Here is a 12,133-nt window from a genome sequence, read left to right as displayed (position 1 = left end):
ATTTTGAAATAGTGGCAACCGAACCTTAAAAGATTAAGAGGAGGGACAATCAGTGGGTCAAAAAGTACATCCAATAGGAATGCGTGTAGGCATCATCCGCGACTGGGATGCAAAATGGTATGCTGAAAAAGAGTATGCTGAGTTCTTACACGAAGATTTAAGAATCCGTAAATTTATCGCGACAAAACTTGCTGATGCCGCTGTGTCTACAATTGAGATCGAGCGCGCTGCAAATCGTGTGAATATTTCAATCCACACAGCTAAACCAGGTATGGTTATCGGTAAAGGCGGATCTGAAGTCGAAAACCTAAGAAAATCATTAAATTCATTGACTGGTAAAAGAGTTCATATCAACATCATTGAAATCAAAAAACCAGATTTAGATGCAAAATTAGTAGGCGAAGGAATTGCACGTCAATTAGAAAACCGTGTTGCTTTCCGTCGTGCTCAAAAACAAGCGATCCAACGCACTATGCGTTCAGGCGCTAAAGGAATCAAAACACAAGTATCAGGTCGTTTAAACGGTGCTGATATCGCTCGTTCAGAAGGTTACTCTGAAGGTACAGTTCCACTTCACACTTTGCGTGCTGATATTGATTACGCATGGGAAGAAGCAGACACAACTTACGGAAAATTAGGAGTTAAAGTGTGGATTTACCGTGGAGAAATTCTTCCAACGAAAAAAAACGCTGAGAAAGGAGGGAAATAATCATGTTAGTACCTAAACGTGTAAAACACCGTCGTGAATTTAGAGGTAAAATGCGTGGTGAAGCCAAAGGTGGAAAAGAAGTAACATTTGGTGAATGGGGTTTACAAGCAACTGAATCTCACTGGATTACTAACCGACAAATCGAAGCTGCCCGTATTGCTATGACTCGTTATATGAAACGTGGCGGGAAAGTATGGATTAAAATTTTCCCTCACAAATCATACACAAGTAAAGCTATCGGTGTTCGTATGGGTAAAGGTAAAGGGGCACCTGAAGGCTGGGTTTCACCAGTTAAACGTGGCAAGATCATGTTTGAAATCGCAGGCGTACCTGAAGAAGTAGCTCGTGAAGCACTTCGCCTTGCATCCCACAAATTACCGGTGAAAACCAAAATTGTAAAACGTGAGGAAATGGGTGGTGAATCGAATGAAGGTTAAAGAAATCAGAGAATTAACCACTGCCGAAATGCTTGAAAAAGAAAAGCAATTCAAAGAAGAATTATTTAATCTTAGATTCCAACTAGCAACAGGTCAATTAGAAAACACTGCACGTATTCAAGAAGTACGTCAATCGATTGCACGCATCAAAACAGTATTGCGTGAACAAGCTAACTAATAGTGGAAGGAGGCCAAACGCGTATGACTGAAGAAAGAAATCAACGCAAAGTTTACCAAGGTCGTGTTGTTTCAGATAAGATGGATAAAACTATCACTGTTGTCGTAGAAACAAAGAAAAACCATCCTATTTATGGTAAACGTATGAAATATTCTAAGAAATACAAAGCTCATGATGAAAACAACACTGCAAAAGTTGGAGACATCGTAAGAATCATGGAAACTCGTCCATTATCAGCTACAAAACGTTTCCGTTTACTAGAGGTAGTCGAAGAAGCAGTTATTATCTAATAAAAACGAGATTTTCCTATATAGATTGAAACATAAAATCTGAAAGGGGGATACACATCGTGATCCAACAAGAAAGCCGATTAAAAGTCGCAGATAACTCAGGTGCTCGTGAAATCTTAACGATTAAAGTACTAGGTGGTTCTGGACGTAAAACTGCTAATATTGGTGACGTGATTGTTGCTACGGTTAAACATGCAACGCCAGGTGGGGTTGTCAAAAAAGGTGAAGTCGTAAAAGCCGTTATCGTTCGTACAAAATCAGGAGCTCGTCGTACAGACGGTTCATACATCAAATTTGATGAAAATGCTGCTGTAATTATTCGTGATGATAAAAGCCCGCGTGGAACTCGTATCTTCGGTCCTGTTGCACGTGAATTACGTGAAAACAACTTCATGAAGATCGTTTCTCTAGCACCAGAAGTATTATAATCAGGACACGTATCAAAGGAGGTGCGAAACAGTAATGTTTGTTAAAAAAGGCGATAAAGTGAAAATTATCACTGGTAAAGACAAAAATAAAGAAGGCGTTGTATTAGCAGCGTTTCCTAAAAAAGACAAAGTCATCGTTGAAGGTGTTAACATCATGAAAAAACACCAAAAACCTAACCAAGCAGCGCCGCAAGGCGGAATCCTAGAAGTCGAAGCGCCGATTCATGTTTCTAATGTAATGGTGATTGACGGAACAGGTGTAGCTGGTCGTGTAGGTTACAAAGAAGTCGATGGTAAAAAAGTCCGTGTTTCTAAAAAAACCGGTGAAGTCTTAGATAAATAGATTAAAAGGAAGGAGGGGCTTACTAAATGAACCGCCTGAAAGAAAAATATATTAAAGAAATTACTCCATCATTAGTGGAAAAATTTAATTATAGTTCAGTTATGCAAACACCTAAAGTTGATAAAATCGTTATTAACATGGGTGTGGGTGACGCTGTTTCAAACGCGAAAAACTTAGATAAAGCAGTTGAAGAATTAGCATTGATCACAGGTCAAAAACCTTTAATCACTAAAGCTAAGAAATCAATCGCTGGTTTCCGTTTACGTGAAGGAATGCCAATCGGTGCGAAAGTTACATTACGCGGAGAAAGAATGTACGAATTTTTAGATAAATTAGTATCTGTTTCTCTACCTCGTGTACGTGACTTCCACGGAGTAAGCAAAAAAGCCTTCGATGGACGTGGTAACTACACTTTAGGTATTAAAGAACAATTAATCTTCCCAGAAGTTGATTATGATTTAGTAGATAAAGTACGCGGTATGGACATCGTTATTGTAACAACAGCAAACACAGATGAAGAATCTCGTGAATTGTTGGCACAATTAGGTATGCCATTCCAAAAATAATAAAAGGAGGCGAACTACGTGGCTAAAAAATCAATGATTGCTAAAAACAAACGCCCTGCAAAACATTCAACACAAGCGTATACTCGTTGTGAACGTTGCGGACGTCCACATTCAGTTTATCGTAAATTTCATCTTTGCCGTATTTGCTTCCGCGAACTTGCCTATAAAGGTCAAATTCCCGGCGTGAAGAAAGCTAGCTGGTAAACAAGTAAACTCGCATAAAGGAGGTAAATAGTTCAATGGTCATGACAGATCCAATTGCAGATTTTCTAACGCGCATTCGTAATGCAAACATGGTTAAACATGAAAGCTTAGAAGTGCCTGCGTCAAAAATCAAACGTGATATCGCTGAAATCTTGAAACGTGAAGGTTTTGTACGCGATGTAGAATATATCGAAGATGACAAACAAGGCGTGATTCGTGTTTTCCTTAAATACGGTAAAAACGAAGAACGTGTTATCACAAACTTAAAACGTATCTCTAAACCAGGTTTACGTGCTTATGTCAAATCTGACGAAGTGCCTAAAGTATTGAATGGTCTAGGAATCGCGATTATCTCTACTTCTGAAGGTGTTGTAACTGATAAAGAAGCAAGAGCTAAAAACATCGGCGGCGAAGTAATCGCCTACGTATGGTAATTTAAAAAAACACACAAGGAGGTGTCTCTAAGTGAGCCGTATTGGTAATAAAATCGTTGTACTTCCTGCTGGCGTTGAAGTCAAACAAGAAGGAAACAACATTACTGTAAAAGGACCTAAAGGTGAATTAACACGTGAATTTTCTGCTGATATCAAAATGAATATCGAAGGAAATGAAGTAACATTCACTCGTCCAAATGATAGCAAAGACATGAAAACAATTCACGGAACAACTCGTGCGAACTTCAACAACATGGTTGTTGGTGTAAGTACAGGCTTTGAAAAAGGTCTTGAACTTATCGGGGTTGGATACCGTGCTCAAATGCAAGGGACTACATTAGTTCTTAACGTTGGGTATTCTCATCCAGTAGAAATCACACCACCAGCTGGTGTAACTGTAGAAGTACCTTCGAATACACAAGTCGTTGTAAAAGGCGCTAACAAAGAACACGTTGGTGAATTAGCAGCAAATATTCGTGGTACTCGTCCTCCAGAACCTTATAAAGGCAAAGGAATCCGTTATGTTGGCGAATTCGTACGTCGTAAAGAAGGTAAAACTGGTAAATAATAGCAGCTTGAGAGTTATTTTTCAACACTGTTTGAAAAATAACGATCCGTTGTCTATCGCAGCTTAATAGCTAGCAAATATAAAGAGGTGACAATTGTGATTACAAAACCAGATAAAAACAAAACACGTCAAAAGAGACATCGTCGTGTACGTAACAAAATCTCTGGTACTGCTGAGTGCCCACGCTTGAACGTATTCCGTTCTAACAAAAACATCTACGCTCAAATCATTGATGACGTAGCGGGTGTAACGCTAGCAAGTGCCTCTGCCTTAGATAAAGAAATTTCAGGTGGAAACAAAACAGAAACAGCCGCAGCTGTTGGTAAATTAATCGCTGAACGTGCCGCTGAAAAAGGCGTTAAAGTAGTAGTCTTTGACCGTGGTGGATACCTTTACCATGGCCGCGTGCAAGCTTTAGCTGAAGCAGCGCGTGAAAATGGACTAGAATTTTAGGAGAAGGAGGAACACCATTCATGGTTTATATTGATCCAAAACACTTGGAATTAGAAGACCGCGTGGTTTCTATCAACCGTGTAACTAAAGTTGTTAAAGGTGGACGTCGTCTACGCTTTGCAGCACTAGTTGTTGTGGGAGATAAAAACGGTCACGTTGGCTTTGGGACTGGTAAAGCACAAGAAGTGCCAGAAGCAATCCGTAAAGCAATCGAAGACGCGAAGAAAAACTTAGTTGAAGTGCCTATGGTTGGTTCTAGTATCCCTCACGAAGTGATCGGGGTATTTGGTGGTGGCCGTATCCTTATGAAACCTGCAGTAGAAGGTTCTGGGGTAGCCGCTGGTGGACCAGTTCGTGCCGTATTGGAATTAGCTGGTGTAGCAGATATCACATCAAAATCATTAGGTTCAAATACACCAATCAACGTTGTTCGCGCAACAGTTGAAGGGTTAAAACAATTAAAACGTGCCGAAGAAGTGGCAGCACTTCGCGGTAAATCTGTAGAAGAAATCTTAGGATAAGGAGGACAAAATAATGGCTGAATTAAAAGTTACATTAAAACGCAGCGTTATCGGACGTCCTCAAAACCAAAAAGATACAGTTAAAGCACTAGGTTTAGGTAAACTAAACAGCTCTGTTGTGAAACCTGCGAACGAAGCAATCAAAGGTATGATCAACACTGTGTCACATTTAGTGGACGTTGAAGAAGTTTAATTTACAATAGTACATTGTTAAGGAGGTGCCAAACCAATGAAACTTCATGAATTGAAACCTGCTGAAGGTTCACGCCAAGTACGTAACCGTGTTGGACGTGGTACTTCATCTGGTAATGGTAAAACTGCCGGCCGTGGACAAAAAGGGCAAAAAGCTCGTTCAGGCGGTGGTGTAAGACTTGGATTTGAAGGGGGTCAAACTCCATTATTCCGTCGTTTACCAAAACGCGGCTTCACGAACATCAACCGCAAAGATTATGCAGTCATCAACTTAGATGTCTTAAATCGTTTCGAAGATGGAACTGAAGTAACACCTGCAGGCTTAATCGAAGCTGGAATCGTGAAAAACGAAAAAGCTGGAATCAAAGTACTTGCTAATGGTGAATTAACAACTAAAAAATTAACTGTGAAAGCAGCTAAATTCTCTAAAGCAGCAGAAGAAGCAATTGTTGCAGCTGGTGGATCAATCGAGGTGATCTAATGTTTAAACTATTAAAAGATGCTTTTAAAGTCAAAGACATTAGATCAAAAATTTTGTTTACTGTATTCATTCTTTTTGTATTTCGTTTAGGTGCGCATATAACTGTACCTGGCGTAAATGCAAAAGGTTTGCAAGACTTAAGCAATTTACCATTTTTAAATATGTTGAATATGGTCAGTGGTAGTGCTATGCAAAACTTCTCTATCTTCTCGATGGGGGTTTCGCCATACATTACAGCATCGATCATCATTCAATTATTACAAATGGATATCGTACCAAAATTTGTAGAATGGTCGAAACAAGGTGAAGTTGGACGTAAGAAATTGAATCAAGCAACAAGATATCTAACGATTGTCTTGGGTATAGCTCAATCTTTTGGGATTACTGCTGGATTCAATCAATTAAGTTCTGTTGGGATCGTAAAAAATCCTAACATCAGCACTTTTGTAATGATTTCTGTGATTTTAACCGGTGGAACAATGTTTGTGACTTGGTTAGGAGAACAAATTACTGAAAAAGGAATCGGTAATGGTGTTTCAATGATTATCTTCGCGGGGATTATTTCTCGTTTGCCAGAAGGAATCAAAGAAATCGTTGACGATTACTTTATCAATATTGAGTCTTCTAGAATTTGGCAATCTGCGATCTTTATTGCAATTTTAATCGTTGCAATTTTGGTTATTGTTACATTAGTAACATTTTTCCAGCAAGCAGAACGAAAAATTCCGATCCAATATACAAAACGAGTTTCTGGTGCACCAACAAGTAGTTATTTACCGTTAAAAGTAAATGCTGCCGGTGTTATCCCAGTTATCTTTGCTAGTTCGTTGATTGCAACGCCTAATGCTGTTTTACAAGCCTTTTCTAAGAGTTATTCTGGTGAAGGTTGGTATGATGTAATGACACAAATTTTTAGTTACAATACCGTTCCAGGTGCAATTATTTATACTGTACTGATCGTTGCTTTCACATTCTTCTATGCTTTTGTTCAAGTTAACCCTGAGAAATTAGCGGAAAACTTACAAAAACAAGGAAGCTATATTCCAAGCGTTCGACCAGGTAAAGGGACAGAAGAATATATTTCTGGAATGTTAATGAGACTAAGTGTTGTCGGTTCTATATTCCTAGGTTTAGTTGCATTACTACCGATCATTGCTCAAATGATTTGGAAGTTACCGCAATCTATCGGTCTAGGAGGAACAAGCTTACTGATTGTGATTGGTGTTGCTTTAGAAACAGCGAAACAATTAGAAGGTTTAATGTTGAAACGTCAATATGTTGGCTTTATCAATAAGTAAGAGTCGTGTGTTGAGGATTTATCCCTCAGCACCATTCTCTCGCTAGGCTAGCTTCAAAAGCCAGCCTTTAAAATTAGGAGGAAATGAAATGAACCTCATTTTAATGGGATTGCCTGGAGCAGGCAAAGGAACTCAAGCTGAACAGATCGTGGATACTTATGGTATTCCTCATATTTCTACAGGAGATATGTTCCGTGCAGCGATGAAAAACGAAACTGCTCTTGGCTTAGAAGCGAAATCTTATATCGATAAAGGTGCTTTGGTTCCAGACGATGTAACAAATGGAATTGTCAAAGAACGTTTGGCAGAACCTGATACTGATAAAGGCTTTTTATTAGATGGTTTTCCACGTACTTTGGATCAAGCAGAAGCATTAGATAAAATGTTAATAGAATTAAATAAAAAAATTGATGCTGTCATCGACATCCATGTTGAAGAAGAGATTTTAGTTGAACGCTTAGCTGGCCGGTTTATATGCCGTTCATGTGGCGCAACTTATCATAAAATCTTCAATCCTCCGACTGTAGAAGGAACATGTGATCGTTGCGGCGGACATGAATTTTATCAAAGAGAAGATGATAAGCCTGAAACGGTCAAAAACCGTCTGGCAGTCAACATCAAAAGCAGTGCGCCAATTTTAGACTTTTACAAGGCTAAAAACGTATTGTATACAATAGATGGGAATCGCGAGATCGATACTGTTTTTTCTGAAGTGAAAGAAATCATTGAAAAAAGATAGTTGTCTGAATTGCCGCAAACTTACCATTTTGTTTGATACAGATTCTCTTGCCAAATAGAATAGTTTATGATAGAATATATCAGTCCGACTTCTACCTTTTTGTAGAGGTTTAATTGAAAATTCTAGGTGGGGGCTGAAGTTTCCGCCATTTTATCGTGTGAAAATGCGAAACAAGTACAAGGAGGTACTGTGCGTGGCTAAAGAAGATATGATTGAAGTCGAAGGTACAGTCGTCGAAACTTTGCCGAATGCAATGTTTAAAGTTGAACTAGAAAATGGACACCAAGTTCTTGCTACTGTTTCCGGTAAGATCCGTATGCACTATATTCGAATTTTACCTGGAGATAAAGTAACTGTTGAGTTATCTCCATATGATTTAACTCGTGGTCGAATCACTTATCGCTTTAAATAATTGTACTCCGTAAAATTCAGGGAGGTATTATCATGAAAGTAAGACCATCAGTAAAACCAATGTGTGAACATTGTAAAGTAATTCGCCGTAAAGGACGTGTTATGGTCATTTGCCCAGCAAATCCAAAACATAAACAACGTCAAGGATAATAGGAGGTGTAACGTAGAATGGCTCGTATTGCAGGAGTAGACATCCCTCGTGATAAACGTGTAGTAATTTCTCTTACTTATATTTTTGGTATTGGTAATACTACTGCTAAAAAAGTTTTAGCAAACGTTGGCGTATCTGAAGATATTCGTGTTCGTGATTTAACGAATGATCAAACAGATGCTATCCGTGCGGAAATTGATAAGTTAAAAGTTGAAGGTGATCTTCGTCGTGAAGTGAACTTGAACATCAAGCGTCTGATGGAAATCGGTTCATACCGTGGAATCCGTCACCGTCGTGGATTACCAACTCGTGGACAAAACACGAAAAATAATGCACGTACTCGTAAAGGCCCAGCTCGTACTGTAGCAGGCAAGAAAAAATAATTCCTAAGTGAAGGAGGTTAGATCTTCATGGCAGCAAAAAAAGTTAGTCGTAAACGCCGTGTGAAAAAGAATATAGAAACTGGGATTGCACATATCCATTCTACATTCAACAATACAATTGTAATGATCACTGACAGTCATGGTAATGCATTAGCATGGTCATCAGCAGGATCATTAGGTTTTAAAGGAAGCAAAAAATCAACACCGTTTGCAGCTCAAATGGCCGCAGAAGCTGCAACTAAAGCAGCACAAGAACACGGACTTAAAACTGTTGATGTAACAGTTAAAGGACCAGGTTCTGGACGTGAAGCAGCGATTCGTTCATTGCAAGCAACAGGTTTAGAAGTGACTGCAATTCGTGACGTGACTCCAGTTCCTCATAATGGATGCCGCCCTCCAAAACGCCGTCGTGTTTAATGAGTGCCACTCATTCTGAGTTTGAATTAAGAACGTCATTGAACAAGACACTTTTCGTTTTGAAAGGGGTATAGATAAGAATGATTGAATTTGAAAAACCAAGAATCGAAAAAATTGATGAGAATAGAGATTATGGCAAGTTCGTCGTTGAACCACTGGAAAGAGGTTACGGGACTACTTTAGGTAATTCTCTACGTCGTATTTTATTATCTTCTCTGCCGGGTGCGGCTATTACAAATATTCAGATCGATGGTGTGTTGCATGAATTCTCTACCATTAAAGGTGTGAGAGAAGACGTAACTCAAATTATTTTGAATATTAAAGGTTTAGCTCTTAAGCTTTACGCAGAAGAAGAAAAAACCCTTGAGATCGATATTACAGGACCTGCTACAGTAACTGCTGGCGATATTATCGTCGACAGCGATGTTGAGATCTTGAATAAAGATTTAATTATCTGTAGTGTCTCTGAAGGAGCTACTTTCCATGCTCGCTTAACAGTGAAACCTGGTCGTGGCTATGTTCAAGCAGACGAAAACAAAAAGGAAGATATGCCAATTGGTGTTCTACCTGTTGATTCCATCTATACACCAGTTCGTCGTGTGAACTATCAAGTAGAAAACACTCGTGTTGGTCGTCGTGATGACTTCGACAAATTAACAATGGAAATATGGACTGATGGTTCAATCATTCCTCAAGAAGCCCTTAGCTTAGCTGCTAAGATTATGACGGAGCATTTAGACATCTTTGTTAACCTTACTGATGAAGCGAAAAACGCTGAAATCATGGTTGAAAAAGAAGAAACACAAAAAGAAAAAATGCTAGAAATGACCATCGAAGAACTAGACTTGTCTGTTCGTTCATATAACTGTTTAAAACGTGCAGGTATTAACACTGTACAAGAACTTACAAATAAATCTGAACCAGAAATGATCAAAGTACGTAATTTAGGTCGTAAATCTCTTGAAGAGGTTAAACTAAAACTACATGATTTAGGTTTAGGCTTACGTAAAGACGATTAATACTTTTTACGAAGGAGGAAAACCAACGTGGGTTATCGTAAATTAGGACGCACATCAAGCCAACGTAAGGCAATGTTGCGTGACTTAACTACTGATTTAATTATCAATGAACGTATCGTTACGACTGAAGCTCGTGCGAAAGAAATTCGTTCGACTACAGAAAAAATGATTACTTTAGGCAAACGTGGAGATCTTCATGCTCGTCGTCAAGCAGCTACTTTTGTACGTAATGAAGTTGCTAGCGTTCGTGAAGAAGACGAAAAAATCGTTGTTGAATCAGCTTTACAAAAGTTATTCAATGACCTTGCACCTCGTTACGCTGAACGCCAAGGTGGTTACACTCGTATCTTGAAGACAGAACCAAGACGCGGAGATGCAGCACCAATGGTAATTATCGAATTTGTTAAATAATCAAACTATACCGTCACTTTATAGATGATTCTTTTAGAGTGTTATGATGTTGGAGGCGACTCCTAGTCTAGCTCAACGCTTTCTCTGTCGAACTTGTTCGGCAGGGAAGCACTCATCATATTATAAGGTGTATTTTTTTGTCCTAAGATTTTTTCTTAGGACTTTTTTGTTTGCTACAGGGAAAGATAAGAAAGTGTGTTATGTTATTGCATCTAGGTGTAATTTTTAGTATACTTTTATTAGTCGGAATTTTCAGACAAATAAAGAGTAATGACTTAAAGGGGGAGTAACATGGCACAAATGACAGCTTTCACGTTATTGATGGCTATTTTGTATATTGGAGATGTCGTATCAAGTAAAACGAAAGCATGGATTTCATCTGTTTTTGTCTGTGCAGTATTATTTGTTGTTGGGTATTGGACTTTTTTTCCAGAGAATATTGTTGAGATTGCTGGGATTTCACCAGTAGTTGCGACGTTATTAATGTACCTACTAATTACAAATATGGGAACTTTATTATCGATTAAAGAACTAGCCAATCAATGGAAAACAATTGTGATCACACTTTCAGGGATTTTAGGTATTGTCGTATTATTATTAACGCTAGGATCAATAGTTTTCGATTTCCAAACGGTTTTAGTGGCAGTTCCACCGCTGGTTGGAGGGGTAGTTTCATCTTTGATCATGTCAGAAGCAGCTCAAACAGCAGGACTGACATCATTATCAGTTTTAGCTATTTTGATATATGTAATGCAAGGTTTTGCTGGTTATCCGTTAACTTCTATTATGCTAAAAAAAGAAGGAAAACGAATGCTAGAAAAGTACCGAAAAGGCGAGTGGACACCTGTTCATGAGCAAGAAAATGGCGAGAAAGAGGCCGAGGAAGACATACCAAGATTATTTGAAACTATTCCTAAAAAATACCATACTGATTTTTCAAGAATCTTTCGTTTAGCGATTGTGGCTTTAGTGGCATATTATGTTTCAGTATGGAGTGCGCCATTTGTTTCAATTAGCCCGTTTGTCTTATGTTTATTCTTTGGAGTTGTCGCTTCTTCAGTAGGATTTTTAGAGAAACAACCACTGAAAAAAGCGAATAGTTTTGGTTTTGCCATTTTGGGATTAATGTTATTTATATTTGATGGATTAAAGAAAGCAACACCAGAAATGTTAGAGGAATTATTTTTACCAATGGTTGGTATTATTGTTATTGGTGTTATCGGGATGTATGTCTTTTCAGCAGTTGTCGGAAAATTATTAGGCGTTAGTAAAGAAATGGCCTTTGCTGTATCATTGACTGCTTTATATGGATTTCCAGCTGATTATATCATTACCAACGAAGTCATCCAGTCATTAACAGAAGACGAAAAAGAAAAAGAAGCGCTGACCAGTCATATGATGCCGCCAATGTTGGTTGCTGGTTTTATAACGGTTACCATTGTGTCAGTTGTATTAGCCGGAATCTTTTCAAGTATTTTATTGAGTTTATAGGGAAGAGGG

23 protein-coding genes are annotated in these 12,133 nt (G+C 38.5%); all 23 read left to right on the top strand.

The genetic code is table 11. The features are described 5' to 3' along the window. Positions 1-52: 52 nt before the first annotated feature. Positions 53-709: a 30S ribosomal protein S3 gene (gene rpsC, locus I583_RS12105; protein WP_010761684.1), complete on the top strand. Its 657-nt coding sequence runs from the start codon at positions 53-55 to the stop codon at positions 707-709. Positions 710-711: 2 nt separating this feature from the next. Then, complete coding sequence (rplP, locus tag I583_RS12100; protein ID WP_010761683.1) at positions 712-1,146, top strand: 50S ribosomal protein L16; 435 nt, start codon at positions 712-714, stop codon at positions 1,144-1,146. Then, the gene (rpmC, locus tag I583_RS12095; RefSeq protein WP_010761682.1) at positions 1,136-1,324 is read left to right on the top strand and encodes a 50S ribosomal protein L29; all 189 of its coding nucleotides are present in this window, start codon (positions 1,136-1,138) and stop codon (positions 1,322-1,324) included. Before rplP ends, rpmC begins: the two co-directional genes overlap by 11 nt. Before the next feature lie 23 nt (positions 1,325-1,347). Next, complete coding sequence (rpsQ, locus tag I583_RS12090; protein WP_010761681.1) at positions 1,348-1,614, top strand: 30S ribosomal protein S17; 267 nt, start codon at positions 1,348-1,350, stop codon at positions 1,612-1,614. A 59-nt stretch (positions 1,615-1,673) separates the two neighbouring features. Next, the gene (gene rplN, locus I583_RS12085; protein ID WP_010761680.1) at positions 1,674-2,042 is read left to right on the top strand and encodes a 50S ribosomal protein L14; all 369 of its coding nucleotides are present in this window, start codon (positions 1,674-1,676) and stop codon (positions 2,040-2,042) included. Between the two features lie 34 nt (positions 2,043-2,076). Then, entirely contained in the window at positions 2,077-2,385 is a 309-nt protein-coding gene (rplX, locus tag I583_RS12080; protein WP_010761679.1) for a 50S ribosomal protein L24, read from the top strand. Between the two features lie 26 nt (positions 2,386-2,411). Then, positions 2,412-2,951, top strand: coding sequence for a 50S ribosomal protein L5 (gene rplE / locus I583_RS12075; RefSeq protein ID WP_010761678.1), 540 nt, complete (start codon positions 2,412-2,414; stop codon positions 2,949-2,951). A gap of 18 nt (positions 2,952-2,969) precedes the next feature. Next, positions 2,970-3,155 carry a type Z 30S ribosomal protein S14 gene (locus I583_RS12070; RefSeq protein ID WP_002356214.1) on the top strand — a complete coding sequence of 62 codons (186 nt, stop codon included), beginning with the start codon at positions 2,970-2,972 and terminating at the stop codon, positions 3,153-3,155. A 35-nt stretch (positions 3,156-3,190) separates the two neighbouring features. Then, entirely contained in the window at positions 3,191-3,589 is a 399-nt protein-coding gene (gene rpsH / locus I583_RS12065) for a 30S ribosomal protein S8 (protein ID WP_010761677.1), read from the top strand. A gap of 31 nt (positions 3,590-3,620) precedes the next feature. After that, a complete protein-coding gene (gene rplF / locus I583_RS12060; RefSeq protein WP_010761676.1) occupies positions 3,621-4,157 on the top strand; it encodes a 50S ribosomal protein L6 in 537 nt (178 codons plus the stop codon). Between the two features lie 96 nt (positions 4,158-4,253). Further along, a complete protein-coding gene (gene rplR / locus I583_RS12055; RefSeq protein ID WP_010761675.1) occupies positions 4,254-4,610 on the top strand; it encodes a 50S ribosomal protein L18 in 357 nt (118 codons plus the stop codon). Positions 4,611-4,630: 20 nt separating this feature from the next. After that, on the top strand, positions 4,631-5,131 hold the full coding sequence (rpsE, locus tag I583_RS12050; protein ID WP_010761674.1) for a 30S ribosomal protein S5: 501 nt from the start codon (positions 4,631-4,633) through the stop codon (positions 5,129-5,131). Between the two features lie 13 nt (positions 5,132-5,144). After that, the gene (gene rpmD / locus I583_RS12045; protein WP_010761673.1) at positions 5,145-5,324 is read left to right on the top strand and encodes a 50S ribosomal protein L30; all 180 of its coding nucleotides are present in this window, start codon (positions 5,145-5,147) and stop codon (positions 5,322-5,324) included. Positions 5,325-5,360: 36 nt separating this feature from the next. Next, positions 5,361-5,804 (top strand): 50S ribosomal protein L15, encoded by a 444-nt coding sequence (rplO, locus tag I583_RS12040; protein ID WP_010761672.1) that lies wholly within the window; start codon positions 5,361-5,363, stop codon positions 5,802-5,804. Then, the gene (gene secY / locus I583_RS12035; RefSeq protein WP_010761671.1) at positions 5,804-7,102 is read left to right on the top strand and encodes a preprotein translocase subunit SecY; all 1,299 of its coding nucleotides are present in this window, start codon (positions 5,804-5,806) and stop codon (positions 7,100-7,102) included. The genes rplO and secY overlap by 1 nt, the downstream gene beginning before the upstream one ends. 88 nt (positions 7,103-7,190) lie before the next feature. Continuing rightward, positions 7,191-7,841 (top strand): adenylate kinase, encoded by a 651-nt coding sequence (locus tag I583_RS12030; RefSeq protein WP_010761670.1) that lies wholly within the window; start codon positions 7,191-7,193, stop codon positions 7,839-7,841. Positions 7,842-8,034: 193 nt separating this feature from the next. After that, a complete protein-coding gene (gene infA, locus I583_RS12025) occupies positions 8,035-8,253 on the top strand; it encodes a translation initiation factor IF-1 (protein ID WP_002356224.1) in 219 nt (72 codons plus the stop codon). Between the two features lie 32 nt (positions 8,254-8,285). Next, positions 8,286-8,402, top strand: coding sequence for a 50S ribosomal protein L36 (gene rpmJ, locus I583_RS12020; protein ID WP_002288710.1), 117 nt, complete (start codon positions 8,286-8,288; stop codon positions 8,400-8,402). 18 nt (positions 8,403-8,420) lie between these two features. Next, positions 8,421-8,786 (top strand): 30S ribosomal protein S13, encoded by a 366-nt coding sequence (gene rpsM / locus I583_RS12015; RefSeq protein WP_010761669.1) that lies wholly within the window; start codon positions 8,421-8,423, stop codon positions 8,784-8,786. Between the two features lie 27 nt (positions 8,787-8,813). Further along, positions 8,814-9,203 (top strand): 30S ribosomal protein S11, encoded by a 390-nt coding sequence (gene rpsK / locus I583_RS12010; RefSeq protein WP_010761668.1) that lies wholly within the window; start codon positions 8,814-8,816, stop codon positions 9,201-9,203. Between the two features lie 80 nt (positions 9,204-9,283). Next, positions 9,284-10,222 carry a DNA-directed RNA polymerase subunit alpha gene (locus I583_RS12005; RefSeq protein ID WP_010761667.1) on the top strand — a complete coding sequence of 313 codons (939 nt, stop codon included), beginning with the start codon at positions 9,284-9,286 and terminating at the stop codon, positions 10,220-10,222. Positions 10,223-10,249: 27 nt separating this feature from the next. After that, entirely contained in the window at positions 10,250-10,633 is a 384-nt protein-coding gene (gene rplQ, locus I583_RS12000; RefSeq protein WP_010761666.1) for a 50S ribosomal protein L17, read from the top strand. Between the two features lie 291 nt (positions 10,634-10,924). Continuing rightward, positions 10,925-12,124, top strand: a complete 1,200-nt coding sequence (locus tag I583_RS11995) for a hypothetical protein (RefSeq protein ID WP_010761665.1) — start codon at positions 10,925-10,927, stop codon at positions 12,122-12,124. The last annotated feature ends 9 nt before the right edge of the window (positions 12,125-12,133 follow it).

This window comes from Enterococcus haemoperoxidus ATCC BAA-382, assembly GCF_000407165.1.
Lineage (GTDB): Bacteria > Bacillota > Bacilli > Lactobacillales > Enterococcaceae > Enterococcus_L > Enterococcus_L haemoperoxidus.
This window is presented reverse-complemented; position numbering and strand designations above follow the sequence as displayed.

Excerpts from the sequence above, each read along its gene's own strand:
- rplP (WP_010761683.1), top strand. The coding sequence starts at position 712 with ATGTTAGTACCTAAACGTGTAAAACACCGTCGTGAATTTAGAGGTAAA.
- rpmC (WP_010761682.1), top strand. The coding sequence starts at position 1,136 with ATGAAGGTTAAAGAAATCAGAGAATTAACCACTGCCGAAATGCTTGAA.
- rpsQ (WP_010761681.1), top strand. The coding sequence starts at position 1,348 with ATGACTGAAGAAAGAAATCAACGCAAAGTTTACCAAGGTCGTGTTGTT.
- rplX (WP_010761679.1), top strand. The coding sequence starts at position 2,077 with ATGTTTGTTAAAAAAGGCGATAAAGTGAAAATTATCACTGGTAAAGAC.
- rplE (WP_010761678.1), top strand. The coding sequence starts at position 2,412 with ATGAACCGCCTGAAAGAAAAATATATTAAAGAAATTACTCCATCATTA.
- rpsH (WP_010761677.1), top strand. The coding sequence starts at position 3,191 with ATGGTCATGACAGATCCAATTGCAGATTTTCTAACGCGCATTCGTAAT.
- rpsE (WP_010761674.1), top strand. The coding sequence starts at position 4,631 with ATGGTTTATATTGATCCAAAACACTTGGAATTAGAAGACCGCGTGGTT.
- rpmD (WP_010761673.1), top strand. The coding sequence starts at position 5,145 with ATGGCTGAATTAAAAGTTACATTAAAACGCAGCGTTATCGGACGTCCT.
- rplO (WP_010761672.1), top strand. The coding sequence starts at position 5,361 with ATGAAACTTCATGAATTGAAACCTGCTGAAGGTTCACGCCAAGTACGT.
- secY (WP_010761671.1), top strand. The coding sequence starts at position 5,804 with ATGTTTAAACTATTAAAAGATGCTTTTAAAGTCAAAGACATTAGATCA.
- I583_RS12030 (WP_010761670.1), top strand. The coding sequence starts at position 7,191 with ATGAACCTCATTTTAATGGGATTGCCTGGAGCAGGCAAAGGAACTCAA.
- rpmJ (WP_002288710.1), top strand. The coding sequence starts at position 8,286 with ATGAAAGTAAGACCATCAGTAAAACCAATGTGTGAACATTGTAAAGTA.
- rpsM (WP_010761669.1), top strand. The coding sequence starts at position 8,421 with ATGGCTCGTATTGCAGGAGTAGACATCCCTCGTGATAAACGTGTAGTA.
- rpsK (WP_010761668.1), top strand. The coding sequence starts at position 8,814 with ATGGCAGCAAAAAAAGTTAGTCGTAAACGCCGTGTGAAAAAGAATATA.
- I583_RS12005 (WP_010761667.1), top strand. The coding sequence starts at position 9,284 with ATGATTGAATTTGAAAAACCAAGAATCGAAAAAATTGATGAGAATAGA.
- I583_RS11995 (WP_010761665.1), top strand. The coding sequence starts at position 10,925 with ATGGCACAAATGACAGCTTTCACGTTATTGATGGCTATTTTGTATATT.